This is a genomic window from Bradyrhizobium huanghuaihaiense (genome assembly GCF_007830635.1).
In the GTDB taxonomy this organism is placed as follows: domain Bacteria; phylum Pseudomonadota; class Alphaproteobacteria; order Rhizobiales; family Xanthobacteraceae; genus Bradyrhizobium; species Bradyrhizobium huanghuaihaiense.
In genome coordinates this window covers 92,617-117,825 of sequence record NZ_VLLA01000021.1, presented here as the reverse complement: position 1 = coordinate 117,825, position 25,209 = coordinate 92,617, and the positions used below count along the sequence as shown (strand labels likewise).

The 25,209-nt window shown below is 64.0% G+C and carries 25 protein-coding genes; 19 read left to right on the top strand and 6 right to left on the bottom strand.

The window, feature by feature from the left end:
* Positions 1-3 precede the first annotated feature (3 nt).
* From IQ16_RS32795 to IQ16_RS32775, 5 genes are all read left to right on the top strand, one after another.
* Entirely contained in the window at positions 4-1,521 is a 1,518-nt protein-coding gene (locus tag IQ16_RS32795) for a tripartite tricarboxylate transporter permease (RefSeq protein WP_145831973.1), read from the top strand.
* 167 nt (positions 1,522-1,688) lie between these two features.
* On the top strand, positions 1,689-2,558 hold the full coding sequence (locus IQ16_RS32790) for an outer membrane protein (RefSeq protein ID WP_026312027.1): 870 nt from the start codon (positions 1,689-1,691) through the stop codon (positions 2,556-2,558).
* Positions 2,559-2,637: 79 nt separating this feature from the next.
* Complete coding sequence (locus IQ16_RS32785) at positions 2,638-2,784, top strand: hypothetical protein (protein ID WP_018643183.1); 147 nt, start codon at positions 2,638-2,640, stop codon at positions 2,782-2,784.
* A 248-nt stretch (positions 2,785-3,032) separates the two neighbouring features.
* Entirely contained in the window at positions 3,033-3,884 is an 852-nt protein-coding gene (locus tag IQ16_RS32780; protein WP_018643184.1) for a leishmanolysin-related zinc metalloendopeptidase, read from the top strand.
* A 99-nt stretch (positions 3,885-3,983) separates the two neighbouring features.
* A complete protein-coding gene (locus tag IQ16_RS32775) occupies positions 3,984-4,256 on the top strand; it encodes a hypothetical protein (RefSeq protein ID WP_244635967.1) in 273 nt (90 codons plus the stop codon).
* A gap of 87 nt (positions 4,257-4,343) precedes the next feature.
* Here IQ16_RS32775 and IQ16_RS32770 read toward each other — a convergent pair whose 3' ends face one another.
* Both IQ16_RS32770 and IQ16_RS32765 read right to left on the bottom strand, forming a co-directional pair.
* Positions 4,344-5,537: a CaiB/BaiF CoA transferase family protein gene (locus tag IQ16_RS32770; protein WP_026312028.1), complete on the bottom strand. Its 1,194-nt coding sequence runs from the start codon at positions 5,535-5,537 to the stop codon at positions 4,344-4,346.
* A 144-nt stretch (positions 5,538-5,681) separates the two neighbouring features.
* Positions 5,682-5,906: a hypothetical protein gene (locus IQ16_RS32765; RefSeq protein ID WP_244635966.1), complete on the bottom strand. Its 225-nt coding sequence runs from the start codon at positions 5,904-5,906 to the stop codon at positions 5,682-5,684.
* Positions 5,907-6,206: 300 nt separating this feature from the next.
* On the opposite strand from IQ16_RS32765, the gene IQ16_RS32760 reads away from it, so the two are divergent.
* The 5 genes from IQ16_RS32760 (at position 6,207) to IQ16_RS32740 (ending at position 13,600) form a co-directional block, all read left to right on the top strand.
* Complete coding sequence (locus IQ16_RS32760) at positions 6,207-8,780, top strand: M10 family metallopeptidase C-terminal domain-containing protein (RefSeq protein WP_018643188.1); 2,574 nt, start codon at positions 6,207-6,209, stop codon at positions 8,778-8,780.
* Positions 8,781-9,333: 553 nt separating this feature from the next.
* Positions 9,334-10,182: a right-handed parallel beta-helix repeat-containing protein gene (locus IQ16_RS32755; protein WP_026312029.1), complete on the top strand. Its 849-nt coding sequence runs from the start codon at positions 9,334-9,336 to the stop codon at positions 10,180-10,182.
* Between the two features lie 374 nt (positions 10,183-10,556).
* Positions 10,557-11,753: a hypothetical protein gene (locus IQ16_RS32750; RefSeq protein WP_018643190.1), complete on the top strand. Its 1,197-nt coding sequence runs from the start codon at positions 10,557-10,559 to the stop codon at positions 11,751-11,753.
* Between the two features lie 29 nt (positions 11,754-11,782).
* The gene (locus tag IQ16_RS32745) at positions 11,783-12,877 is read left to right on the top strand and encodes an acyltransferase family protein (protein WP_018643191.1); all 1,095 of its coding nucleotides are present in this window, start codon (positions 11,783-11,785) and stop codon (positions 12,875-12,877) included.
* 153 nt (positions 12,878-13,030) lie between these two features.
* Positions 13,031-13,600, top strand: coding sequence for a tetratricopeptide repeat protein (locus IQ16_RS32740; RefSeq protein ID WP_018643192.1), 570 nt, complete (start codon positions 13,031-13,033; stop codon positions 13,598-13,600).
* 147 nt (positions 13,601-13,747) lie between these two features.
* Here the strand turns inward: IQ16_RS32740 and IQ16_RS32735 are convergent, their stop codons facing one another.
* Both IQ16_RS32735 and gspD read right to left on the bottom strand, forming a co-directional pair.
* Complete coding sequence (locus tag IQ16_RS32735) at positions 13,748-14,344, bottom strand: prepilin peptidase (protein WP_018643193.1); 597 nt, start codon at positions 14,342-14,344, stop codon at positions 13,748-13,750.
* A 4-nt stretch (positions 14,345-14,348) separates the two neighbouring features.
* The gene (gspD, locus tag IQ16_RS32730) at positions 14,349-16,730 is read right to left on the bottom strand and encodes a type II secretion system secretin GspD (protein WP_018643194.1); all 2,382 of its coding nucleotides are present in this window, start codon (positions 16,728-16,730) and stop codon (positions 14,349-14,351) included.
* A gap of 136 nt (positions 16,731-16,866) precedes the next feature.
* On the opposite strand from gspD, the gene IQ16_RS32725 reads away from it, so the two are divergent.
* The 9 genes from IQ16_RS32725 (at position 16,867) to gspM (ending at position 24,560) form a co-directional block, all read left to right on the top strand.
* Positions 16,867-18,555, top strand: a complete 1,689-nt coding sequence (locus tag IQ16_RS32725) for a GspE/PulE family protein (protein ID WP_430648221.1) — start codon at positions 16,867-16,869, stop codon at positions 18,553-18,555.
* 216 nt (positions 18,556-18,771) lie between these two features.
* Positions 18,772-19,983, top strand: a complete 1,212-nt coding sequence (locus IQ16_RS32720; RefSeq protein WP_145831972.1) for a type II secretion system F family protein — start codon at positions 18,772-18,774, stop codon at positions 19,981-19,983.
* A 23-nt stretch (positions 19,984-20,006) separates the two neighbouring features.
* A complete protein-coding gene (gspG, locus tag IQ16_RS32715; RefSeq protein ID WP_018643197.1) occupies positions 20,007-20,462 on the top strand; it encodes a type II secretion system major pseudopilin GspG in 456 nt (151 codons plus the stop codon).
* The gene (locus IQ16_RS32710) at positions 20,425-20,919 is read left to right on the top strand and encodes a prepilin-type N-terminal cleavage/methylation domain-containing protein (RefSeq protein WP_018643198.1); all 495 of its coding nucleotides are present in this window, start codon (positions 20,425-20,427) and stop codon (positions 20,917-20,919) included. Before gspG ends, IQ16_RS32710 begins: the two co-directional genes overlap by 38 nt.
* Entirely contained in the window at positions 20,897-21,292 is a 396-nt protein-coding gene (locus IQ16_RS32705; RefSeq protein WP_018643199.1) for a PulJ/GspJ family protein, read from the top strand. Before IQ16_RS32710 ends, IQ16_RS32705 begins: the two co-directional genes overlap by 23 nt.
* A 26-nt stretch (positions 21,293-21,318) precedes the next feature.
* Entirely contained in the window at positions 21,319-22,023 is a 705-nt protein-coding gene (locus IQ16_RS32700; RefSeq protein WP_210315653.1) for a general secretion pathway protein GspJ, read from the top strand.
* The gene (locus IQ16_RS32695) at positions 22,020-22,934 is read left to right on the top strand and encodes a type II secretion system minor pseudopilin (RefSeq protein WP_018643201.1); all 915 of its coding nucleotides are present in this window, start codon (positions 22,020-22,022) and stop codon (positions 22,932-22,934) included. The genes IQ16_RS32700 and IQ16_RS32695 overlap by 4 nt, the downstream gene beginning before the upstream one ends.
* Before the next feature lies 1 nt (position 22,935).
* Entirely contained in the window at positions 22,936-23,973 is a 1,038-nt protein-coding gene (locus IQ16_RS32690; RefSeq protein ID WP_020607892.1) for a PilN domain-containing protein, read from the top strand.
* The gene (gene gspM, locus IQ16_RS32685) at positions 23,970-24,560 is read left to right on the top strand and encodes a type II secretion system protein GspM (RefSeq protein WP_018643203.1); all 591 of its coding nucleotides are present in this window, start codon (positions 23,970-23,972) and stop codon (positions 24,558-24,560) included. The genes IQ16_RS32690 and gspM overlap by 4 nt, the downstream gene beginning before the upstream one ends.
* A gap of 10 nt (positions 24,561-24,570) precedes the next feature.
* Here the strand turns inward: gspM and IQ16_RS32680 are convergent, their stop codons facing one another.
* Both IQ16_RS32680 and IQ16_RS32675 read right to left on the bottom strand, forming a co-directional pair.
* Positions 24,571-24,912: an addiction module antidote protein gene (locus tag IQ16_RS32680; RefSeq protein ID WP_018643204.1), complete on the bottom strand. Its 342-nt coding sequence runs from the start codon at positions 24,910-24,912 to the stop codon at positions 24,571-24,573.
* Entirely contained in the window at positions 24,884-25,174 is a 291-nt protein-coding gene (locus IQ16_RS32675; protein ID WP_018643205.1) for a type II toxin-antitoxin system RelE/ParE family toxin, read from the bottom strand. The genes IQ16_RS32680 and IQ16_RS32675 overlap by 29 nt, the downstream gene beginning before the upstream one ends.
* Positions 25,175-25,209 lie beyond the last annotated feature (35 nt).

Genomic DNA, 25,209 nt, shown 5'->3' with positions numbered 1-25,209 from the left:
GCGATGGAAGCTCTCGGTCTCCTGCTTCACGGCTTCGCCGTCCTGCTCACCTGGAAGACGCTCGTGCTGATGATGGTCGGGCTGGTGCTCGGCATCTTCGTCGGCGTGCTGCCGGGGCTCGGCGGCCCCAACGGCGTCGCCATCCTGCTGCCGCTCACCTTCACGATGGACCCGACCTCGGCGATCGTGATGCTGTCCTGCATCTATTGGGGCGCGCTGTTCGGCGGTGCGATCACCTCGATCCTGTTCAACATCCCCGGTGAAGCCTGGTCGGTCGCGACCACCTTCGACGGCTATCCGATGGCCCAGCAGGGCAGGGCGGCGGAGGCGCTGACGGCAGCGTTCACGTCCTCCTTCGTCGGCTCGCTGGTCGCGGTGCTCCTGATCACCTTCCTCGCGCCGATGATCTCGTCCTTTGCGCTGAAATTCGGCCCGCCCGAGTTCTTCGCGGTCTATCTGCTCACCTTCTGCTCCTTCGTCGGGCTCGGGCGCGAAGCCAAGCACAAGACGGTCATCTCGATGTCGCTGGGGCTGCTGCTCGCCGGCGTCGGCATGGACACGGTGTCGGGCAACCTGCGCATGACCTTCGGCTCGGCCGAGCTGCTTCGCGGCATCAACTTCCTGGTCGCCGTCATCGGCCTGTTCGGGATCAGCGAGATCCTGCTGACGATGGAGGAGCGCCTCGCGCTGCGCGGACATGCGGCGAGCATCTCGCTGCGCGTCGTGCTCGGCGTCTGGAAGGACCTGCCGAAATATTGGGTGACGCTGCTGCGCTCCTCCTTCATCGGCTGCTGGCTCGGCATCACGCCGGGCGGTGCGATCGCGGCCTCCTTCATGGGCTACAATCTGGCCAAGCGCTTCGCCAAGGATCCCGAGAGTTTTGGCAAGGGCCGCATCGAGGGCGTGTTCGCGCCTGAGACGGCGGCGCATGCTTCCGGCACCTCGGCGCTGCTGCCGATGCTGGCGCTCGGCATTCCCGGCTCAGGTACCGCCGCGATCCTGCTCGGCGGCCTCATGGTATGGGGACTCAATCCAGGCCCGCTGCTGTTCGTCGAGCACAAGGACTTCGTCTGGGGCCTGATCGCCTCGATGTATCTCGGCAATGTCGTCGGCCTCGTGCTGGTGCTGACGACGGTGCCGATCTTCGCCTCGATCCTGCGCGTGCCGTTCGCGGCGGTGGCGCCGATGATCGTGGTGTCCTGCGCGATCGGCGCCTACGCCATCCAGAACGCGATGTTCGACATCTGGCTGATGCTCGGCTTCGGAATCGTCGGTTACGTCTTCAAGAAGATCGGCATTCCCCTGGCGCCGTTCACGCTGGCGCTCGTGCTCGGCAACCGCGCCGAGGATGCCTTCCGCCTGTCGATGATCGGCTCCGGCGGGAATCTCAAGGTGTTCTGGTCGAACGGCCTGGTCGGCTCCATCACGACGCTGGCGATCGTGCTGCTGTTCTGGCCGGTCATCGACGGACTACTGGGCCGTGTCGGACTGACGCAGCGGACTAACGCGACATCGCGTTAGCGCTGTCGACCAATATTGTTCTAAATCAATGATTTAGGGGGCGGTGGTGTTTCGGCGCCAGCGCTACCTTAAGCTCGATTATTTCCAGATGTTGCTGGCGCGGCACAGCCTTTGGGCAGGCGGAGGGGTATATCTCGTTCACAAAATTGTGCTGAGGGGGATTTTCCATGAAGCGGATTGTAATTGGGGTGGCGGCGGCGATGTCGCTGTTCGCGACGGGCGCCCTGGCTGCTGATCTGGCAGCAAAGCCCTATGTCAAGGCTCCGGTCATGGTCGAACCGGTCTGGAGCTGGACCGGCTTCTACATCGGCGCCAACGGCGGCTACAGCTGGGGCCGTTCGCGCACCGACGTCACCTACAACAACACGGCGACCGGTGCGGTGATCGTGCCGCCGGCCGGTTCCATCACCAGCGCGTCGTTCGACATGAACGGCGGCGTCGCCGGCGGTCAGGCCGGTTACAACTGGCAGAGCGCCAACTGGGTGTTCGGCGTCGAGGGCGACCTGCAATGGTCGGGTGAAAAGGGCAGCGCCTTCTTCAACTGCGGCGGCGTCGCGCCTGCAGGTGGTGCCTGTCTTCCCGGGCTGACCTTCCTTCCCGCTGGCGGTCTCGCCGGCACCACGCTGACGATCGACCAGAAGCTCCAGTGGTTCGGCACGGTGCGCGGTCGCGTCGGTATCCTGGCGACCCCGAAGGTGCTGTTCTACGGCACCGGTGGTGTGGCCTTCGGCGAGATCAAGACCACTGGCACCATGACCGGCTTCACGCCCGCCGGCGTCGCGATCGCCTCGACCGCCTCGAGCTCCGACACGCGCGTCGGCTGGACCGTCGGCGCTGGTGTCGAAGGCAAGATCACCCAGAACTGGAGCGCAAAGCTCGAATATCTCTACATGGATCTCGGCCGCTTCTCCGCCGGTCCGTTCACGCTCGCGCCGGCTTCCGCGATCGCCGCCAATACCTCGTCGCGCTTCACCGACCATATCCTGCGCGCCGGCATCAACTATCAGTTCGGCGGCCCGGTGGTTGCCAGGTACTGAGATCAACCAAGGCGTCAACAAGAAGCAAAGCCCGGCCTCGCGCCGGGCTTTGTCGTTTCTGCTCCGTCGGCCGAGATCGTTGCCACGTGCCTTACGCGCGCTCGGTGCCTTTGCCGACGATTGGAGCGCCCACCTCGAATATCTCGATGTCGATCTCGGAACGGTGTCTGGCTCGCTCGCGACGCCTGTCATCGCACTCGGCGGTGCACCACTGCTCGCCAACTAACGCTCGCACGCAAGCGACAACATCCTGCGCTTCGGCGTTAACTACCGCTTCAGCTGCACCTGAGCGACGTCCTCGCAGGAAGCACCTGCGAGTCCCGAATGCCCGGCGGCCGCGCCGGGCTTTCGCGCATTTGTGATGAGAACAGTCAGACCCCATGACGCTTTCTCTCACTTGTCAGTGACGCTCATCGGGATCACAATACAAGCGTAGATAGAAATTTATTGATCTCATTTTTTTTGGAGAATGTCATGGCTATTGAACGCTATCGAGCTCGCAAAGGCGCCGAGATTTCACACGCGGTCGCGGACGTATCCGCCGGAGGCTACACGATCGAGGTTCACTTCCTGGGCGGACTGACAGACAAGCAAAAGGCCGCTTTCAAGCTCGCGGCAAACCGGTGGACACACGCCATCATCGGGGATTTGCCTGACGTCACGGTCGGCGGCGAAAGGATCAACAATCTCCGTATCACGGCGCAGGGCACCGACATCGACGGGCCCGGCAATGTTCTCGGCCAGGCAGGGCCGAGCCGCCTGCGCCCGAAGAATGCCGGGGCCGCCGCGTTCCTGCCGGCGACAGGCGACATGCAATTCGACACGGCCGACCTCGCCGCCATGGAAGCCGACGGCACCCTGAACGACGTCATCACGCACGAGATGGGGCACGTGATCGGCATCGGAACGATCTGGACGAACAAGAAATTGCTGAAAGGCGCCCATTCCCACAATCCGACGTTCCATGGTGCCCACGCCATGCACGAATACGGCAAGCTCCGCGGCTCCGCGGCGCCACTGCCCGTTCCCGTCGAAAACACGGGCGGTGAAGGAACGGTGGACTCGCATTGGCGCGACACCGTGTTCGGCGCGGAGATGATGACCGGCTTCGTCAATGAAGGCGGCAATCCGATGAGCCGGATGACGATCGCCAGCCTGCAGGATCTCGGCTATCAGGTGAACATGGACGCCGCTCAGCCGTATCACCTGCCCAATCACCTCCATATGGCCGAAGCAGGAATAGTTGCAGCGCAGGCCGACAACACAAGAGGCATCGTGCTCCGGCGGATTCCGATCACGTTGCCCGAGGACAGCCTCGGCTCTTGAGTGAGGACACTTAAGCCAAGGCGCTGCTAAGCCAAGGCGCTGCTAAGCTAAGGCACTGCCAAGCCTTGCATAGTTCAGGGATGTCGGATCATGGAGGGCATGAAGCGACCGGAAGTGATCGTGCTGCCGGATTCGTCATTGATCCCGTCGGACTGCCTGATCTCGCCGCCGCCCAATCAGTTCACCCACGAGGTGGCGAGATCGCAGCCGTTCTACGTCTCGCGCGGTCTACCGAGCGGGCCGCCGGCCGGGCAATTCGAAGCGGGCGCCAAGGTCGTTCTGCTCTACCATGACGGCGGAGAGCTTTGCCGGGTTGTCGATGCTGCTGGCCACTATGTCGACACGCGGGTCGACGGTTTGCGCAAGATCTAGACGCTTGCGCAAGGCCGTCGGCGTCCGGCCGACCGTGATGTCGTGACGAGCTGGATCGGAAAGGCGGCTGTGAGAGCTGCCGCTCTGTCACACCACCTTGTGCTGACGCAGATCCGCGATCTCGTCCGCACTGAGGCCGAATTCCTTCAGCACCTCGTCGGTCTGCTCGCCGAATTCCGGCGGTCGCGCCACCATCCTGCTCGGCGTGCGCGACAGCGTCACGGGCTGGCCGACCAGGCGGATAGGCCGGCCCTCGTCGTTCGGCACGTCCTGCGCGATGCCGAGATGCTTGACCTGCGCGTCCTCGAACATCTGGTCGATGGCGTAGATCGGCCCGCAGGGCACGCCGGCCTCGTTGAGCTCACGGACCCAGGTCTCGGTCGACTTCGTCACGGTGCGCTTCTCGATCTCTGCGTTGAGCGCGTCGCGATTCCTGGAGCGGGCGGGGGCCGTCGCATAATCGGGATGATTGTAGAGCTCCGGCGCGCCGATCGCCTGCGCACAGCGCTCCCAGATCCGCCCGCCGGTCGTGGCGATATTGATGTAGCCGTCCGAAGTCTTGAACACGCCGGTCGGAATGCTGGTCGGGTGGTTGTTGCCGGCTTGCTTTGCGACCTCCTTCTCCATCAGCCAGCGCGCGGCCTGGAAGTCGAGCATGAAGATCTGGGCCTGCAGCAGCGAGGTCTGCACCCACTGGCCCTTGCCCGAGACCTCGCGCTCGAGCAGCGCGGTGAGGATGCCCATGGCGCAGAACAGGCCCGCCGTGAGGTCGGCGACGGGAATGCCGACCCGCATCGGGCCTTCGCCCGGCGCGCCGGTGATCGACATCAGCCCGCCCATGCCTTGCGCGATCTGATCGAAGCCCGGCCGCTTGTGATAGGGGCCGTCCTGGCCGAAGCCGGAGATGCTGCCATAGACGATGCGCGGATTGATCGCGGCGAGGCTTTCATAGTCGATGCCGAGCTTCTTCTTCACGTCGGGACGGAAATTCTCGACCACGACGTCGGCCTTGGCGGCGAGGCGCTTGAACACGGCGAGCCCGCGCTCGTCCTTCAGGTTCAGCGTCATGGCCCGCTTGTTGCGATGCAAATTCTGGAAGTCGGAACCGCGGCGCGGCCCGCCCGGCTGCTCGCCGCCGGCATCCTCGGTCAGTGCGTCGATCTTGATGACGTTGGCGCCCCAGTCGGCGAGCTGACGCACGCAGGTGGGCCCGGACCGGACACGTGTCAGATCGAGCACGGTGAAGCGCGACAGGGCTTCGGAGGCATGCGGAAAAGGCATCTTGAAAGGCTCCGGGACAGATTGCGGAGCCACCATAGTGCCGAAACGTCAGGCGGCAAGACGGCCGCGACGCGGATGCCGCCTGTCGAAATGCAAGGACTGGCCGGGGCTGGCCTGACGCAGCGGGTCGCGCCGCGCAAGGGATCAGCGCGACAGGCGCTTCAGCTCGGCGCGCGCCTGCTCGGCCAGCGGGTCATCGCCGTGGCGCGCGATGAAGAGCTCGAACGCCTGCCGCGTTCCCGTCCGACGGGCGGCTTCGAATTCCTCGGCCACCGCCGCGGAAGGATCGCGGGCCATTGGCATGGAGGGGGCGCGTCCCCCCTTGGTGTTCCCCTTGCTGCTTTCGTCCGCATTGGCTTTCGAAGCCATGACTGGCTGTTCTCCGATGGGCTGACGGTCCGGCCCGGCGAGCATGGCCAAGGCTCCAATTAAGGCTCCAATCAGGCCGGCCGAAAGTGGGCTCAGTTTCATAGTTTCCTTTACGGAACACGCTAGGCGCGGTACTGAATGCCGTCGCTGCTCCGTATCATTACGGACGTTGATGGCTAACACGGCGTTACGGCCCGACTGACGGCCCGACGCCCAAATTAAACCAAACGTATAACTCTCTAGCTAGAATCATGCCCCTGCGCGGCGAATCGCGCGCGATGCATTGCTTCGGAGAGTTCATTGGCTACCTCGGTTTCCATCAATGCCACCAACAACGCCGAGATCGACGGCCTGCTGTCGGGCTATAAATGGACCGGCACGATCAGCTACAGCTTTCCGGATTCGCCCAGCGATTATTCCAATCCTTACAGCGGCGGCAGCAGCGAACCGACCTCGTCGGGTTTCGCCTCGGCGGCCACTCAGATGCAGGCGGCGATCAACTACGCGATCGGGCTGATCCTCGGCTACACCAATGCCACGATCCAGTACAACGGGACTGGAAGCGCCGACATCATGATCGCGCAGTCCCCGTCGGCCAATCCGACCTCCTACGCCTACTATCCCGGCAACTATGCGTCCGGCGGCGACATCTGGTTCGGGACCCAATACAACTACTCGCTGGCCAAGCTCGGCAACTACTATTTCACGACGGCGCTGCACGAGCTCGGCCATGCCCTCGGCCTCAAGCACAGCCAGGAGACGGGTGGCCCCGCCAACGTCGCGGTGCCGAGCGCGCATGACGACAGCGAATACACCGTCATGAGCTATCGCAGCTATGTCGGTGCGTCGACGACCAGCGGCTACACCAATGAGTCGTATGGATATCCGCAGACCTATATGGCCAACGATATCCTCGCGCTGCAGACGATGTACGGCGCGAACTACACGACCCAGAGCGGCAGCACGGTCTACACCTGGAATCCGACGACGGGCCAGGAGTTCATCAACGGCGTCGGGCAACTGGCGCCGGGCGGCGGCGCCGGCGGCTCGGCCAACCGCATCTACGAAACGGTGTGGGACGGCGGCGGCGTCGATACCTACGATCTGTCGAACTACACGACCAACCTGAGCATCAACCTCAATCCCGGCGCGTCGTCGCTGTTCTCTGCGACGCAGCTCGCCAATCTCGGCAACGGCCATTACGCCTCGGGCAACGTCTACAACGCCTACCTCTACAACAATGACGCGCGCTCCTACATCGACAACGCCATCGGCGGGTCCGGCAACGACACCATCGTCGGCAACGCCATCCCCAACACGCTGAACGGCGGCACCGGCAACGACACGATCACCGGCGGCAGCGGTAACGACAGCATCGTCGGCGGAGCCGGCACGGACACGGCGGTGTATTCGGGCAACCGGGCCAACTATGTCGTCTCATACAATTCGGCGACGCAGACCTTCACGATCGCCGACCAGCGCGGCAGTTCGTTCGACGGCACCGATGCGGTCACGGGGGTCGAGTATTTTCAGTTTGCCGATCAAACGGTCGCGAGCTCGACGCTCACGGGCCCTGTCACCCTCGAATCCGTCGGCGTAACAGCGCTCGTTCTCGACACCCAAAACTACGAGCTCAATCCGACCGCGGGCGGTACCGGTCCCATCCTCAAGAATGGCGGCGCGGCGGTGATCGCGGGAAAGTACGGCGCTTGGTCACCCGTCGCTGCCGAGCAGGTCTCGGGCGGCGGTTATGATGTCGCCTGGAAGAATTCTTCGACAGGCTATTTTTCGATCTGGAGCACCGACAGCAACGGCAACTTCCTGACGACGTTGACGCCGGAAGTGCCTGGAACGGACTCCCGGCTGATTTCGCTGGAGACCTCGTTCCATCAGGACCTCAACGGCGACGGCAACATCGGTGCTGCAATCATCACCATCGAAGCCCAGGGGACGACCAGCCTGGTCCTGAGCGCAGGCAACTACTATCTCAATCCGACCGCAGGCGGCACCGGTCCCCTCCTGAAGATTGGCGGGGCGGCGGTGATTGCCGGCAACTACGGTGCCTGGTCGCCGGTGGCTGCCGAGCAGGTCTCTGGCGGCGGTTACGACGTCGCCTGGAAAAATGCCTCGACCGGCTATTTCTCGATCTGGAGCACCGACAGCAATGGCAACTTCCTGTCGATGCTGACGCCGGAGGTCGCGGGAAACGACGCCTCTTTGGTATCGCTGGAGACGTCGTTTCATCAGGATCTCAACGGGGACGGCAGTATCGGTGCCTCGAACGCTCTGGCGAGCACCACGATCGAGAATGCGGGCACGACCAGCCTGATCCTGAGCGCAAATAACTACTACCTTAATCCGAGCGCGGGCGGCACCGGCCCCGTCCTGAAGAATGGCGGGGCGGCGGTGATCGCTGGCAATTATGGCGCCTGGTCGCCTGTTGCCGCCGAGCAGGTCTCTGGCGGCGGCTATGACGTCGCATGGAAGAATGCCTCGACCGGCTATTTCTCGGTCTGGAGCACGGACAGCAACGGCAACTTCGTTTCAACGCTCACGCCCGAAGTGGCTGGAACGGACTCCCGCCTGAAGGCGCTCGAGCCGGTATTCCACCAGGACCTCAATGGGGACGGTGCCGTGGGCGCAGCGCCGCTCGCGGTCTCCGACGGCAGCTTTGTCTTCAATCAGAGTGCGGGCGGAACGACGCTGTCCGCATTGCCTGAGCTGCCGGACACCATGCCTGCGCCAGCCAACGCGCAGATCCCGTCAGAGCAGGGGACTGTCGCCGATGCGGCGGGGAATCAGGACGCGGCGATGATCCACAGTCTGATTGACCTTCTCCACAACCTCCACGATACCGGCTTCATGCTCGGCTGACGGATTCCAAAGATTGACAGGAAAATTCAAAATTGACAACGTAGACTTGCCAATGAAAAAGTCACGCTAAGGTTGAACCTCCCGCGATCCCGTGCGACCACTGGAAGACCCTGCGATTGAGTAGCTCGATCCACGACATCGCAGGAGTGGTGACAGCGTGCTTCCCGATATCGTTGTCGGGCTGAGGACATTATATGACGTGACACTATCGCCTGAAGCTTCCCATTTCCTCCTTCGGTAGTCGGTCCTCCGTTCCCATGAATCCATCAGATAACAATTTGCGACGATCGACGGCCGGGTGCCGCGAGGCAACAAGCGCGCCGGCCAAATAGCCGACGAGGCTCGTCTCGACTGAGTTTACCTTCACGTCTCTTAACCCACGGTAGTATTTGCGTATTTCAGTATCGGAAGCTGCCTAAGCCAAATTGCGCTCGCCGGCAGCGGCGGGGTTCCAGCAGAAAGTTGCGTTTGTGTTGTCGGCTGCGAGCTGCGCGGCCGGTTGATCATCGTGCATCCTAACAAGCTGACTATGTCAGCGATTACGGAGGTTGAAATGCGTCGAATTGCCTTCTTCGCCCTTGCCATTGGATTGTTCATACCCTTGATTGTGGCGCAGCCGGCTCAAGCCCAAGCCACCAGAACCTGGGTTTCTGGTGTGGGAGACGACGTCAATCCGTGCAGCCGCACGGCGCCGTGCAAGACCTTTGCCGGAGCGATCTCGAAGACGGCGGCAGGTGGTGAAATCAATTGTCTCGATTCCGCCGGTTTCGGCACTGTGACCATCACCAAGGCGATTTCCATCTATTGCGAAGGAGTCATCGGTGGCGTGCTGGCGTCCGGCACAAATGGAATCAATGTCAACGCAGCAGCGACTGATCATGTCGTTCTGCGCGGCCTGGATATCGATGGTGCCGGCACAGGGCTCAAAGGGGTGAATGTCTTGCAAGCTGCGTCAGTGGTTATCGACCACTGCTCGATCAGGAACTTCAATGCTGGCAGTGCGCAGGGAGTTTCGTTCGTGCCGGCAAATTTCAACTCGATGCTGCTGATCCGCGACAGCGTCATCTCGCACAACGGCGGAGCAGCCACCGGCGGCGGCGTCTTCGTGGACTCCACTGCAGGAAGCGCCCGGGGATCGATCGTCAACACGTCCATTCACAAGAACTTCGTCGGTCTCACCGTTCAAAACCAATCCAATGTTCAGGTCAACGCGAGCAACATCTCCGAGAACGTCGGCACGGGAATTGCTCAGAGTGGCGCGGCTGGCTTGCGTGTTGGCCGGTCGATGATTGTCAACAACCTCGGATCGGCCACGACCGGCACCGTCCTGTCGTACCTGGACAACCAGATTAACGGGAATAATCCGGACACCACGCCGGGAACAGCAGGCGGCTATCACTAGGACTCTTCGCTCGACGAGCTCCGGGCGTCCGCGCCCGGAGCTTTTTCGTGTCTACACTTCGGGATTCGTTGTTCTGCGATGGCCTCCGCAGGGACGTACGAGGCCTAACTCGGCAAACAACGTTGCGGCTTTGCGGGTGTTCATTCTGCTTGCCGAACTCGGCGAGACTGCCGTCCGGGGCCCATCTTGGAAGAGATCACGCGGCGGATGCCGAAGCTCGGCAGGCGCTGAAATCTACGCAATTCCGGAGCAGGAGTTGGGATTGCCAGGCTATTGAAGTCCTAGCGGCCACTCTGCTAAATGGCGTCGTTCCTGTTCTTTCAGACCAGTCAACGGTGCCTAGGTGCCGAGGCGCTGCTAACCGGGTTGTGGATATGTCGGCATCACTGGGCAATGAGACCGACGACGCGTCACCTTCGCTCAAAACGCTGTTTGCGTATTGGCTCGTGCCAAGCGTCTTGGTCGTTTTGTGGCACTACGGCGAGTTCCCCGCGCGCGTAATGCATGCGCTCACTGGTCTGCCTTGGCGGCCGATGAAGGTCGCCCTCTTGGCGCCGGTCGCGCTCGCCCCATTCTTGGTATTGATTTATTTTCGCAAGTACTTCGCCACTCGGACGAGGATCGGCTTGCTGGTCTGTTGTGGTCTTGCCTTATCGGTAGCCACGAACGAGGCCAATTATCTCCGGGCCGCAATGCAACACAGCCTGGATAACGAAATCGCGTACGTTACGAAACTGAACTTGGTGGAAGGCGTCATTCGACCGCTCATTTCGCGGATCGTTCAAGGTTATGTATGGGTTCTCGGCGACGATAACTCAGGACGCTCGACCTACGTTACGCATCTTTCTATCAACTATATGTTCGATTCTGCGTCGTTCATTGCCGCGTTTGCGCTGGCGACCGTCCTTGTCCGGCCAGCCTCGTTATTGATTCACATTCTCTTTGTCCTCTTCGTTGCATTTTTCGCAGAAGCCGCCTTCGTTCCGGGCCGTATGGGGTCGGCCTTCTTAGCGGGCGGATTCTTTTGGCAACTGTTTCTAATAGCATCCAAAAGATATGGTGTAGCGCTCTTGAGCGGGCTCCTCATTAGCTTCGCGCGAACGGACGTGGTTTTTGCTGCCGCTTTTGCCATCCCGGGAATACTCTGGTTTGAGCGTCGTTGGTCGGATTCCTGGGCGTGGCTGACGTTCGCTGGACTGCTCATCATTTCGTTAGTCATTCCGAAAATCCTTATCGCGCTTTCTCCCGTCCAGCCGGATTTCTCCTCCTTTCTCCTCACCCATGGAGATTATTTCACGAAGCCTCTGGGCAATCTTTCCGCCTCGCGGATAGCCGCTGGTATGGCAGCGCCGTTATTCGTCCTGCTGATCTTGACATGGACGCCTGGTGTGTCGCGAACGACCGCGCTGATGCTTCCGCCCGCGCTCGTCTATCTGGCGATGGTTTTCGTGATAGCTGATTTCTCTGAGACAAATAAACTGGGGCCAACACTCGGAGCTTTGGCCCTGATATGTAGCGAGCGACTCGCGACCTACTTCCAGCCGAAGACCGAACCAAACGTGGAATCCTGAGTGAGGCCGACCGGATGGGGAGACCGAGTATGTTTAGCTTAGATCCGGCAAAAAACGACACCTCGGTTACTTTGGACTTGCTGAGAGCCGTTGCGGCGCAAATGGTTTGCGTTGGTCATGCTTTCAACTTTGGTGGATTTGGAACGACATACATCCCCACCGATGGTGTGTTGTTGTTTTTCGTTCTATCTGGCTTTCTGATCGCCTATACGCTTGACTTCAAATCGGCTTCGACGGGCTACGGCATTGTCGAATTTGGCATAGAACGGTTTGCAAGAATCTATACGGCGTATCTGCCGGCCATCTTGCTCATCGGCCTCGTCACCGTGCTTTTTCGATGGTACGGCATCGAAATAAAGGCTGATCCAACCAATCTGAAAACCTTCATCGGCAATATCTTCATGCAGCAGAACGTGCCCTGCTGCCTGAGTGTATCGACGTTTGGGACGGCGGGACAGCTCACTTCGGTGGCGCTCGAATTTCACATCTACTTTTTTGTCGGCGCACTGTACTTCCTGGTGCGAGGGCGAAATGTAGTGCTGTGCTGTGTTGTTGCCGCGATGTTTGCTTTTATGCCCCTCGCATATTTCTCGAATTTGCCGGGCACTGATCGGGCGCTGTTCGCGCTTTGGCTATTGGCGTTCGCCTCCTATTTCGTTGTGAAAGCGCTAGCCGAACACAAGGCGAATGTGGGCTTCTGGTGTTTGGCCTTGGTAGTCACCCTGGCGACTTGGTTGATCCAGCGTACGCCTGGTGATGATGCGAATTTGCGGCAGTATCCGATGTTGATCCTCTCGTTCGTGAGCTTGGTGCAGATCACTCAGGCGATCCGAATCGTGCCGCGACGGTTGGCTTCGTTCATCAAGGTGGTTGCAGACTATTCCTTTTCGCTCTTTCTGATTCATCTCACGATACAGCGTGTGATATTCAGCTTTTGGACGGATGCAACCGTGTCGCGACTGCTGGTCGCGGTTGTTGTGACCAACGTCTTGGCATTCGTTTTCTCGCTTCTTTTCGAGCGGCACTATCATCGAGTGGCGAACGCGATAAAGACTCTTCTCGGTCGACCAGCGCGCAACTGGCGCAGCGAGGTGACCGCGAACGCCTCGGCGGGAGCCTCCTAAGTCCAATTGGTGTAGACGAAAGAGCCGGATTCATCTCGGTCGCATCGAGCGTTAGGCCAACCCATGCCCGGCGAATTGTTGTGCTCGGCACTCACTCTGGATTTCGCGGTGCTACCGGACTAATCTGGCTGCGGAGCAGGGAGAGCGGGCGGGATGGGGACCCTCGACAGCCACGATCAGGGGTTTTGCCGACAGATGCCGCGGGAAGCGGCGCGCGGTTTTGCGCGACGGACAGGATGGGTCGCCGCTGTTCTCGTGTTGCTCGCGACGCTCACCCTCGCCGCACCGGCCGAGGCCCAGTCGCTTCGTCAGGGCGTCTCCGCGTTCCAGCGCCAGAACTATGCGGCGGCCTCCCGCATCTTCATTCCGCTGGCCGAGCGCGGCAACGCGGCGGCGCAGACCTATCTCGGCTTCCTGTTCGAGACCGGGCGCGGCGTGCCGCAGAACTATACCGAAGCTGCGATGTGGTACCGCCGTGCGGCGGAGCAGGGCGACAGCCGTGCCCAATATTCCCTGGGCCTGCTCTACGACCGCGGCTTCGGCGTGCCGCAGGACATCGTCGAGGCCTCCAAGTGGCTCAACCTGTCGACGGCTGCAGCGCCCCCTCCGGCGCGCGAGGCGCGGGCCCGGATCCGCGATGCCGTCACCACCAAGATGACGCGCGGAGAGATCGCCCAGGCCCGCCTGCGGGCGCTGGAATGGGCGCCGAGCCGCGAGCACTGACGGCCTTCACGCGCCGGGCTTGCCCCGGCGGTTCGCGCCCCCAAACAAAAAACTGCGAAAACAACCCCATGCACAGTAGACGGCGACCGTCGGCGCGGCGTCTTCCGCGTGCGGTGGAATGACCATTCCTCCTGCTATCACCGCGCCTTAGCCGGGCCAGCCACCAGGCCAGTTGGCGTACCAGGTCTCGCCCAGCCAACCGAGCCAGACCGCCGGGGCGAGGAACAATCCGAACGGCAGAAAGGCGGTCGCGCGCAGCGGTCTCCTTCGCAGTGCAGCATTGGCGGCATAGACGGCGATCGCGAGCAGGGCCGCAAGCTCGATCACCGCCGCCACGGTCACGAGATCGAGCCAGGCGCCGCACACCGCGGCGAGCTTGACGTCGCCGAGCCCGAGCCCGTCACGGCCGCGCCAGCGCCGGTAGAGCGCCATCAGCAGCAGCAGCGGCAGCGCCACGGCTGCGGCACGGGCGAGCGGCCAGAGCAGTGCCTCCAGGCCGACATCGGGCACGAGCGCCCCGGCGCGGAGCAAGGCGAGGGCGAAAGCTGCGCCCGTCAGCTCGTTCGGAATGAGGTAGTGGCGGGCATCGTACGCGGCGATCGCCAGCATCAGGGCAGCCAGGAACGCGCCGTACAGGCCTTCCGCCCCCGGCGCGGTGACGAGGCTCGCGAACACCCCTAGCAGCGGGGCGATGCCGAGCGCGAGCGGAGCGCCCGTGCCGTCGTTCGCCGCCTGATCCGTCACGCCGTCAGCGCGCCGCCCTGGGCGGGCTCACGGTGACCACGGGATTGCTGGTCCCGACCAAACGGCCGTTCATCTTGCTGCGCATCTCCTCGGCGATGACATGCGCATCGACGCCGTCCTTGATCACGGTCGGACGGATGAACAGGATCAACTCGGTGCGGGCACGCGCGGTGGACTGATGCGAGAAGGCATCGCCCACGCCGGGAATGGAATCCAGGATCGGCAGGCCCTGGCGCTGCCTGTTCTCGGTCTCGCTGATCAGGCCGGCGAGCAGCACGGTCTGCCCGCTCGTCACCGCGATCGAGCTCTTGACCCGGCGCTGCGAGATCGTCGGCGTCAACGAGTTGGCACTGCCGGCGGCCACGCTCGAGATCTCCTGCTCGATGTCGAGCACGACGTTGCCGTTGGCGTTGGCGCGCGGCAGCACGCGCAGGATGATGCCGGTGTTCTTGTAGTCGATGGTGTTGACCACGGTGTTGTTGGCGGTCAGCACGGTCGCAGTGCCCGTCGAGAACGGCACCTGGTCGCCGACCTGCAAGGTCGCGGCCTGGTTGTCCAGCACCACCAGCGACGGGTTCGACAGCACCTTGACGTTGGTGATGCCGTGCAACGCGTCGAGCACGACGCGCGGCGAGTTCTCGGCGCCGATCAGGAAGTTGAAGCCCGGCAACGCGCGGCCGAGCAGGGCGCCGGCGGCGGCATTGACCGCGTTGCTCGCCGGCTCGGTGTTGCTGCCGATCGTGGCGCTGTTGCTGATGCCCGAAATGGTGTTGGAGATCGAGCCCTGCTTGCTGGCGAGGAAGAACTGCACGCCATAGTTCAGCTGGTCGTTCAGCGTCACCTCGGCGATCGTCGCTTCGATGGCGATCTGGCGCTGCGGCCTGTCGATCTGACGGATGGTCTGCTCGACGATGCGCTGCGACTCCTGATTGGCGTAGACCAGCACGGCGTTGTTGGTGACGTCGGCGGTGATCCGTACGTTCTGGAGGATGCCGTTGAGGCCGGACTTGGCGCCGCCGCCCGGCGGACCGCCGAGGCCATTGTCCTGCGCCGGCGTCGCGGCGGCGGCCGGAGCGGGACGGGCGCTGAGCGATGATCCCGGAGGCGTGGTGACGGGCGTTGCCGCGCCCGCGGCGGCAGTCGGCAGTGCGCTCAGCGACGCCACGGGATTGCTGGAGGACGTCGTCGACATCCCGGCGCCCGGTGCAATCTGGCTCGACGCGTTGTCCAGCGTCGAGCTGCTTGCCGAGCCTTGGCTGAGCAGCATCTCATTCAGCAGCGACACGATCAGCTTGGAATTGCCGTAGCGCAGCGGATAGGACTTCAGGTTCACCCCGTCGGTGTCGGAGCGATCGAGCCGCGCGATCCACGTCTGGGCGCGCTTGAGATATTCCGGCTTCTGGCTCACCACGAGAATCGAGTTGAGCCGCGAGATCGGCTGGAACTTGATCACGTTCTGGCTCATGCCGCCTTCACCGGAATCCATGATCTTCTCGATCTCGGTGATGACAGGCTCCGGCGAGGAATTGCGCACCGGGAAGATGCCGACGGATTGTCCGCGCATCCAGTCCGCGTCGAAGGAGAGGATGGTGTCGACTGCGGCCGCGCGATCGCTGCCGCTGCCGCTGACGATCAGCGTGTTGCGGGCATTGTCGGCACGCATGGTCGAGGCCTTCACACCGAAGGCATCGAGCAGCTTGAAGATGTTCTGCGACGAGACATAGCGCAGCGGCACCACTGTGATGCCCTGACCGGCCGCTGCGTTCACGGAACGATCGACCCCGCCGGGACCGGCTTCCGGCGCCGGGAGCAGGCGATAGCCGGTGCGGTCGCGGACCAGCGCGACACCGGACATGCGTAGCGCGTTCTCCAGCACGTAGAGCGCGTCCGCCTTGGGCACGGGGCGCACCGAGGCCAACGTCACGGTCCCCTGCACGCGCGGGTCGATCGTGTAGCCGACGTTCAGAACGTCGCCAAGAATGACCTTTGCCACGCTGGCGACCGGAGCATTCTCGAAATTGAGGTCGTAGCCGCTGCCGCCGCCATCGTCGCGCTCGGCGAGCGCGCCACCTTGCGGCGTTGCACCATCGCTGAGGTAGATCGCGGGCTTGGACGATTTCGCCTGAGCAATGCCGCTCGCGCCCGCATCCGCAGGTTGCCGCGGCTGCAGGTCGAGGGAACGGATCTTGTCGGCGATGTCCTGGGCGCGCGGATCCTTTGGATCGGCCTCGATCGACTGGTCGGCGGTGACGATGCAAGCGCCGAGCAGGAAGGCAGACGACAACAGGATGAGCGTTCCAGGCAACGCTGAGCGAAGGCGCGAAAGCGGCTGGAGCACCCTAAACAAAATACGCCTGCCAACGCTAGGAGTGATTGGAAATTGCATCCGATCCCCCTCGGTTCGGACGCGCAATCGTTTGCGCCACGATTATGTTTTTGCTAAGAAATAAGTCAAGGGCAAAGGGTCGTCCTTAACCCCTAAGTTGTTGCATTCAGGTAACAAGGTCAACGCTGTGAATGCGATGCGCGACCGCTCCGCAGATAGCTTCCGGCAGCACCTCCTGGAAAAATATTCACTGCCGCAGCGGGCGCACGCCCATATCGACAAGTCGGCCAATCCCGCGCTGACTCGCCCCTTGCGCGAATTGTGGGAGGCCACCGATCTTTCCGCAGCCGAATTCGCAGATGAAGTCTCCGACTATTTTGCCCTGCCGCGGCTGAGCCTTCCGCAACTGCTCGCGGCTGCGCCTCGTCTCGACGGCTTTTCGCGGCGTTTCCTGCGTGAATCCACCATTTTTCCCTTCAGTTCGACCGATGACGCGTTTCGGCTGGCCGTTGCCGATCCCTCCGACACCGCTGCCATTCGCGCCGCCGAAATCGTGTTCGGGACACCGGTCGATGTCGTCGTAGCGTCATATGAGGACATTACGACGGTGCTCGATCAACGGGCCGAGGCCGACGACGCAAATGCCGATCGAAGCGGCAGGAGCGTCGCGCAGCAGTCCGACGACGACATCGAAAGCCTGCGCGATCTCGCCAGCGGTGCGCCGGTGGTGCGCGCGCTCAACGATCTCCTGGAGCGCGCGGTGGACTTGCGCGCGAGCGACATCCATGTCGAGCCGTTCCGCGCCGGACTCGCCGTGCGCATGCGCGTCGACGGCCTCTTGCGTGCACTGCCGTCGCCGCACGGCATCCCGCCGCAGGCGTTGATCTCGCGCATCAAGATTCTCGCCAGCCTCAACATCGCGGAGCGGCGGCTGCCGCAGGACGGCGCCGCGCGCGTGCGTGTCGGGCGCAGCGAGCTCGACGTCCGCGTCGCCACCATGCCGACGCAGCACGGCGAGAGCGCCGTCATCCGCCTCTTGCCGCGCGACCGCGGTCTCCTGGAGACGAGCAAGCTTGGCCTCGCCGCACGCGACGAGAGCGTGATGACGCGCCTCCTGGCGATGCCGCACGGCATGATCGTCGTGACGGGGCCGACCGGCAGCGGCAAGACCACGACGCTCGCCACCATGCTGTCGATCCTGAACGAGCCGACGCGAAAGATCCTCACCATCGAGGATCCCGTCGAATACGAGATCCCCGGCATCAACCAGTCCCAGGTCAAGCCGTCGATCGGGCTGACCTTCGCCTCGGCCATGCGCGCTTTCGTGCGCCAGGACCCCGACGTCATCATGGTCGGCGAGGTCCGCGACGCCGAGACCGCCCATATCGCGATCCATGCCGCGCTGACCGGCCATCTCGTGCTGACGACGCTGCACACCGAGACGGCGGCCGCCGCCGTGCCGCGCCTGATCGATCTCGGCATCGAGGGCTTCCTGCTGAAGTCGACACTGCGCGCGGTGGTGGCGCAGCGCCTGGTGCGCGTCCTGTGCGACCGCTGCAAGGTGCCGCATGCGTTGACCGAGGCCGATCTTGCCAAGGATCCGCGCCTTGCGGTGATCGGCTTCAGGTGCGGCGAGGTCGTGCACGAGGCCGGCGGCTGCGAGCGCTGCGGCGGCACCGGCTATCGCGGCCGCAACGGCGTGTTCGAGATCCTCGAAATGTCCGACGAGGTGCGCCAGCTGGTCGGACCGCAGACCGACTCCCATTCGATCGACGCCGCCGCGATGCGAGGCGGCATGACGACCATGCTGGAGGACGCGGTGGCCAAATGCCGGGCCGGGCTCACCACCGTGCCCGAGGTCTTCCGCGTCACGACGGTGCGCTAGGACATGATGAGATCAGGCTCATATGCCGCGATGAGGGAGGGGTGCTCCCTCCCCCGCTTGCGGGGGAGGGTTGGGGAGAGGGTGTCTCCGCAATCGAGAACCCCCAAGAGGAGAGAGCCCTCACCCGCGCCTTCGGCGCGACCTCTCCCGCAAGCGGGAGAGGTGTACCGACCTCGCGGCCAATCTATTCAACCCAAGCTCATCTTGCACTGACGCATGCCGAACTATCGTTACCGCGCACTCAACGCCCACGGCGAACTGGTCTCCGGCGCCATCGCCGCGCCCGCGGCGAGCGACGTCGCGCAGCGGATCGAGCGGCTCGGCCTCGTCCTGGTCGACAACGTGACGCCGGAGGAGGGCGGCGCTGCCGGCCGCGTCACCAGCCTCTTCAACCGGCCGAAGCCGGAAGACGTCACCATCTTCACCCGCGACCTCGCGCTGCTCTTGCGGGCCGGCGCCCGCATCAATGACGGATTGGAGCTGCTCGCGGCCGATCCCGATTTCGGCCGGCTGCGGCCGGTCGTTGCCGACATCCGTTCCCGCGTCGTCTCCGGCGAGAGCTTCGCCGAGGCACTGGCACGGCATGAGGGGCTGTTTCCGCCGATGTACATCGCGCTGGTGCGGGTCGGCGAGGCCTCGGGATCCCTCGATCAGGTTCTGGAGGTGCTGGCCGGCGAACGCGCGCGCAGCGAGGCCTTGAGGCGCCGGCTGTCGGATGCGATCCGCTATCCCTTGTTCGTGCTCGGCGCGGCCGGCTGCGTGCTGCTGTTCTTCCTCACCTTCGTGCTGCCGCAGTTCGCATCCGTGCTGCAGGATTTCGGTGCCAAGGTCGATCCGGTCGTCGGTGTCTTCCTCAACATCTCGACCTTCCTGCGCGGCAATTCCGACGTGATGCTGGCCGGCCTTGCGACCGTCATCGCCGCGACATGGCTTCTGCTGCGGCAAGAGCGTATCCGCCGCGGCATCACCCATGCGATCACGCATCTGCCGGCGATCCGCAACATCATGAGCGCGTACCGCACGGCGCTGTTCTGCCGCAATCTCGGCCTGCTGCTCGGCAGCGGCGTCAATCTCACCACCACGCTGCGCATCCTCATCGACATGATGGCCACAACCGGCCCGTCCACGGTCTGGAGCGAGGCCGCCGACCGCGTCCGCCACGGCTCGAAACTTTCCGATGCGCTGGCCGAGACCGCGGCGTTGCCGGCGATGGCCGTGCGCATGCTCCGGCTCGGCGACGAGACCGGCCAATTGCCGATGCTGTCCGGGCGGGTCGCCGAATTCTACGAGGCCAAGTTGCAGCGAACGCTGGACCGTGCGGTCGGCATCGCGGGACCAGCGGCGATCATCGCGATCTCGCTGGTCGTCGGTGGCCTGATCACGTCGGTGATGACGGCGCTGATGTCGGTGAGCCAGATTGTCGGATAGGCAGGGAACGGGAGAAGTTTGAAGTGACCAAACATCCAACAGCAAGCCGCGGTCGGCGGCGCGCACGCCGAGGGGAAGCAGGCTTCACCCTCGTCGAGATGCTGGTCGTCATCACCATCATCGGGATGATCATGGCGCTGGTCGGGCCGCGCGTGCTGAACTATCTCAGCGAATCCAAGGCGAAGGCTGCGAAGATCCAGATCGAGAGTTTTTCCAGCGCGCTCGATCTCTATTATCTCGATCTCGGCCGCTATCCGACGTCCAATGAAGGCCTCGCGGCGCTGACCCGCAACAACAACCAGTCCGGCTGGAACGGGCCCTATTTGCGCGGCGGCGTGGTGCCGAGCGATCCCTGGGGCCACATATACGTCTATCGTTCGCCGGGCGCGAGCGCGCCCTACGAGATCATCTCGCTCGGATCGGATGGCCAGGAAGGCGGCAGTGGAACGGCAGCCGACATTGTCAGCGGCGCGCGCTGAGGACATCCGCGACGCGCGTGGCTTCGCGCTGATCGAGATCCTGTGCGTGCTCGCGATCATCGGCCTGCTCGCGGCGATCATCCTGCCGGCGATCCCGCGCTCGACGACCCGGGCGAGGCTGGAAAGCTACGCGGTCGAGACCGCGGCGCTGCTGAAGGCCGACCGCAGCGCGGCGCTGCGCCGCCAGGTCAGGGTGACGACGCAGGTGGACGCGGAGGCGCGCGCGATCCGTTCCGGCGTCACCGGGCGGACCATCCGCCTGCCGGGCGACGTGGTCATGCAGGCGATGCTGGCCTCGCGCTGTGCCGATCGCGCAACGGGGCGATCGATCGACTTCTTTCCGTCGGGCATGTCGTGCGGAGGAACGATTGCGCTGGCGCGGCCCGGCATGGGCTACGAGGTGCGCGTCAACTGGCTGACCGGAGGCGTCGAGATTGTCCCGCAGAAGCTGCTCTGACGCCGCCGGCTTCACGCTGATCGAGGCGCTGGTCGCGCTCGCGATCATCGCCGTCGTGCTGGGGACGATCGGCTCGGTCATCGCCACGACCGCGAAGGGCACGCGTGCGATCGACCAGCGTCTCGCACTCGCCGGCACGGCCGAGACTTTGCTTGCGAACCTGCCGGCGCGCGCCCTGCTGAAGCCCGGCCGGCAGAGCGGCGAAATGGCCGGCAGCCGCTGGCGCGTCGATGTTGCGCCGATGAGCGTGACGGGTGGCAATCCCGACACCGATCGCTTCGTGCCATTGGCCGTCAATCTGCGCCTCCAGCGCGCCGACGGCGCTGCGATCCAGATCACGACGGTGAAGCTGGTGCCGAGGGCTTCGCAGTGAAGGGCTTCTCTACTCAAGGCCCGGACATGAAGCGCCTGCGCCGCGCACTCGCCGATGAGGCGGGCTTCACCCTGCTCGAAGTGTTGCTGGCGACGCTGCTGATGACCGTCATCCTGGCGGCGCTCGCGACGGTGACGGCGCAATGGCTGCCGAACTGGAACCGCGGCATCGCCCGCGTGCAGCGCGCCGAGCGGCTTGCGACCGGGCTCGACCGCATCATCGCCGACCTGTCGGTCGCCGAGCAGATGACGGTCAACGGCGATGCCAAGGCGCCGCTGTTCGAGGGCGCCGAATTGTCGGTGACGTTCCTGCGCACCGCGCTCGGCCCTAGCGCGCGCCCTGGGCTCGAATTCATCCGCTTGATCGAGAAGGCCGACGCGCAGGGGCTCGCGCTGGTGCGCGAGCGCGCGCCGTTCCAGCCGATGCCGACGGACGGACAGATCCGCTTCGTCGACCAGGTCGTGCTGATCCGAGCGCCGTTCCGCGTCAGCTTCGCCTATGCCGGGCAGGACGGTCAGTGGCAGCCGACCTGGCGCGGCCAGCCGCAACTGCCGGCTCGCATCCGCATCACGGTGCGCGACGGCGCCAGCGGGCAGGTGCTGGCTGTGTCGGGCGCGGTGATCCCGCACATCACCGCGCCGGCCGAATGCGCGCGGGCCAAGAATCCGGTGACCTGCGTCGCGGCCGGCAGCCGGCCGCAACAGCCGACGAAAGAGGAGCAGCAGCTGTGAGCGGCGCGAGGCACGACCATGCGACGCCTGGTGACGGCCGCGGCTTCATCGTCGTCGCGGTGCTCTGGATGCTGGCGGCGCTGGCCGCGCTGGCGCTGATCTATCTGACCTATGTCACCAACACCGCGGTCACGGTCGCGGTCAACGCCGACCGGCTGCAGGCCGATGCGCTGGTGAACGCCGGGCTCGAACTCGCCGCCTACCGGCTGACGGCGCAGAACGAAGTGGCGCGTCCGACCAGCGGCACCTTCAATGCCCGCGTCGGGGCCGGGCAAGTGAGCGTGACGTTCCGCTCGGAGGCCGCGCGCATCGACCTCAACATGGCGCCGAAGCCGGTGCTCGCCGGGCTGATGACGGCGCTCGGCGTCTCCGCGAGTGATGCCCCGGCCTATGCCGACCGGATCCTGGCCTGGCGTTCGTCGACGGAGGCCGGACAGGACAATCCGGAGGATTCCTACTATCGCACGCTCGGCGCACCGTACTTGCCGCGTCATGCGCCGTTTCCGCACAGCGACGAGCTCTGGCTCGTCCGCGGCATTCCGCCCGCCGTGGTGGAACGCGTCATGCCGTTCGTCACCGTGTTCAGCAACATGCGCACCGTGAACGTGCTCGACGCCGCACCGCAGGTGGTGGCGGCGCTCCCCGGCATGACGCCGGAGACGCTGCAGCAGGTGCTGCGCGACCGCGCCGATCCCAGGATCGACCCGCGCTCCCTGGTCGGGCTTGCCGGCAGCGCCAATTCGACGATCGAGGGCTCGAAGGCGTACCGGATGACGGTCGCCGTCGAGGTCCCGTCGCATCGTCGCAGCTCGGCCGAAATCGTCATCCTGCTTCTCGAAAGCGGCGATGAGCCCTATCGTGTATTGTCGTGGCACAACGCCTTCGACGGCTCTGCCGGAAAGCCTCTGTGAGATGAGCTCGCTCAATTCCCTTCGCGGCATTCTCGATGCCTGGACCGGCACCGTGGCCGGCACGATCGTGGCCGCCCTGGAGCGGGTGGTGGCGCCGCGCGTGGTGCGGCTGGTCGAGACCGGGACCGGCGCATTCGCGCTGGAGGCCTCGAAGTCGGAGAACGTGCCGAACGAGATCACCTTCGAGGACGGCAAGTTCGAGGGCGCCAATCTCGCCCAGATCGTCCGCGGCAGCCGCGTCGAGATCGTGCTGCGGCCGACGCGCTTCCTGTTTCGTCCCCTGGAGCTGCCGGCCCGTGCAGCCGATTTCCTCGACGGCATCGTGCGGGCCCAGATCGACCGGCTGACGCCGTGGAGCGCCGCCGAGGCGGTGTTCGGGTGCAGCCCGCCCGTGGCGCATGGCAGCGAGAGCATCACCACGGAGATCGCCGCGGCGCCGCGCCGGCTGGCAATGGGCTATGTCGAGGCGCTGTCGGGCTTCCACCCCTCGGCGATCGCGATCGTGACGGAGGCGGCTGAGGGCCCGCGCATCAAGGTGTTCGAGCAGAAATCGCGCGGTGCCGTCGACCCGGTGCGGCTGAGCCGCGCGCTGCAAGCCGTCCTGGCGCTTGCCGCGGTCGCCGCGGTGACCGGCTCGGTCGCGGCAAGCTATCTCGCCGACAGCCTCAGTGCGCAGCAGAGCGAGCTCGAACGGCAGATCACCCAGCGCCGCGCCGCGCTGCGCGGCAGTGACGGCGGCGAGCGCTCGCCGCTCTCGCTGCTCGAGCGGCGCAAATACGAGACACCGGCGAGCGTGATCGTGCTGGAGTCGCTGAGCCGGCTGCTGCCCGATCACACCTATGTCACCGAGCTGCATGTTGCCGGCAACAAGATTCAGATCGGCGGCATCACCCGCGATGCGCCCTCGCTGATCCCGCTGATCGAGCAGTCCCAGCATTTCACCCGCGCGACCTTCTACGCCCCGACGACGCGCAGCCCCTCCGAACCCGGCGAGCGCTTCCACATCGAGGCGCAGATCGAACCGAGGAACGTGCCATGAGCAGTGCCATGGGCAGCAAGGTTGCGAGCGGAAGCGCCGTGGCGCGGGCGCTGACGGGCTCGCCGCTGATTGCGGTCTCGCTCTACATCGCCATCGCCGGCGGGCTGTTGCTGCTGGCCGGCCTCTCGATCGCCGACGTCATCGCTCACCGCCAGGCGCTGGCAGAGAGCTCCGACCTGCTCGATCAGCTGCGCGGCCGCAAGAGCGGCGCCAAGAACGCGGCGATGTCGGCGGCCGAGCATCCCGGCACGCCGTTCCTGGAAGGGCCGACCGTGACGGTCGCGGGCGCCAATTTGTTGCAGCGGGTTGCGGCCGCCGTCGGCAATGTCGGCGGCTCGGTGCAGTCTTCGCAGGTGGACGTATCAGGTGCGCAAACCAAGGACGGCTTCGTCGGCCTCGTCGTGAGCTGCGAGCTGGAGCAGCCCGCGCTGCAGAAGCTGCTCTACGATATCGAGGCCGGCATGCCGTTCCTGTTCGTCGACCAGCTCGACGTCCAGGTGCCGCAGACCACGGCGCTCGGCGACGCGCCCACCGGTCGCGTCAGGGTGATCCTGGGCGTCTCCGGCCAGTGGCAGGCGGGGAAGTAGGGCGGGGCAATCAAGCTACCTTCTGCTTATCATCGATGGGCTCGGCTACCAGTTTGACGCCGAGCGAGTTCATCACCTTGCGGACGGTCTCGAATTCAGGTTTTGCGGTCTCTTTGAACGTTTTGTAGAGACTCTCACGAGAGAGGCCGGTCGCTTTCGAAATGTCCCCCATTCCCTTCGCGCGCGCGGCGGTGTCTAGCGCGTTACAGATATAAGCGTGGTCATTTGTCTCGAAGGCTTCAGTGAGATAAGCGGCGATCGCCGTCGGTGTCTTCAGATAATCCGCTGCATCAAACTTGGTTACTCTGACCTTCGCGCTCTGCTTAGAGCTGGCTTGCGATCGCTTTGGCATGTCTGATGTCCCGGTCCTGGGTCGACTTGTCTCCACCGCAAAGGATCAACACGATCCTGTTGCCGACTTGCTTGTAATACACACGGTAACCTGGCCCGTAGTCGACGCGCAGTTCACTGACTCCCGCGCCCACGGCCTTCACGTCACCTGCATTGCCCATGGCGAGCCGCTCAATGCGAGAAGCGATCTTCGCGACCGCTCGCTGGTCTTTGAGCGCGGCCAGCCATTGATCGAATTCGTCAGTCTTCTGAACCTCAAACATAAGTATCCTATAGGATACAGTCAAGGACACCTTAG

Bases quoted from the DNA above. Each gene is read 5' to 3' on its own strand.
- IQ16_RS32795 (WP_145831973.1), top strand. From the start codon at position 4: ATGGAAGCTCTCGGTCTCCTGCTTCACGGCTTCGCCGTCCTGCTCACC.
- IQ16_RS32790 (WP_026312027.1), top strand. From the start codon at position 1,689: ATGAAGCGGATTGTAATTGGGGTGGCGGCGGCGATGTCGCTGTTCGCG.
- IQ16_RS32780 (WP_018643184.1), top strand. From the start codon at position 3,033: ATGGCTATTGAACGCTATCGAGCTCGCAAAGGCGCCGAGATTTCACAC.
- IQ16_RS32775 (WP_244635967.1), top strand. From the start codon at position 3,984: ATGAAGCGACCGGAAGTGATCGTGCTGCCGGATTCGTCATTGATCCCG.
- IQ16_RS32770 (WP_026312028.1), bottom strand. From the start codon at position 5,537: ATGCCTTTTCCGCATGCCTCCGAAGCCCTGTCGCGCTTCACCGTGCTC.
- IQ16_RS32765 (WP_244635966.1), bottom strand. From the start codon at position 5,906: ATGGCTTCGAAAGCCAATGCGGACGAAAGCAGCAAGGGGAACACCAAG.
- IQ16_RS32755 (WP_026312029.1), top strand. From the start codon at position 9,334: ATGCGTCGAATTGCCTTCTTCGCCCTTGCCATTGGATTGTTCATACCC.
- IQ16_RS32750 (WP_018643190.1), top strand. From the start codon at position 10,557: ATGTCGGCATCACTGGGCAATGAGACCGACGACGCGTCACCTTCGCTC.
- IQ16_RS32745 (WP_018643191.1), top strand. From the start codon at position 11,783: ATGTTTAGCTTAGATCCGGCAAAAAACGACACCTCGGTTACTTTGGAC.
- IQ16_RS32740 (WP_018643192.1), top strand. From the start codon at position 13,031: ATGGGGACCCTCGACAGCCACGATCAGGGGTTTTGCCGACAGATGCCG.
- gspD (WP_018643194.1), bottom strand. From the start codon at position 16,730: ATGCAATTTCCAATCACTCCTAGCGTTGGCAGGCGTATTTTGTTTAGG.
- IQ16_RS32725 (WP_430648221.1), top strand. From the start codon at position 16,867: ATGCGCGACCGCTCCGCAGATAGCTTCCGGCAGCACCTCCTGGAAAAA.
- IQ16_RS32720 (WP_145831972.1), top strand. From the start codon at position 18,772: ATGCCGAACTATCGTTACCGCGCACTCAACGCCCACGGCGAACTGGTC.
- IQ16_RS32700 (WP_210315653.1), top strand. From the start codon at position 21,319: ATGAAGCGCCTGCGCCGCGCACTCGCCGATGAGGCGGGCTTCACCCTG.
- IQ16_RS32690 (WP_020607892.1), top strand. From the start codon at position 22,936: ATGAGCTCGCTCAATTCCCTTCGCGGCATTCTCGATGCCTGGACCGGC.
- gspM (WP_018643203.1), top strand. From the start codon at position 23,970: ATGAGCAGTGCCATGGGCAGCAAGGTTGCGAGCGGAAGCGCCGTGGCG.
- IQ16_RS32680 (WP_018643204.1), bottom strand. From the start codon at position 24,912: ATGCCAAAGCGATCGCAAGCCAGCTCTAAGCAGAGCGCGAAGGTCAGA.
- IQ16_RS32675 (WP_018643205.1), bottom strand. From the start codon at position 25,174: ATGTTTGAGGTTCAGAAGACTGACGAATTCGATCAATGGCTGGCCGCG.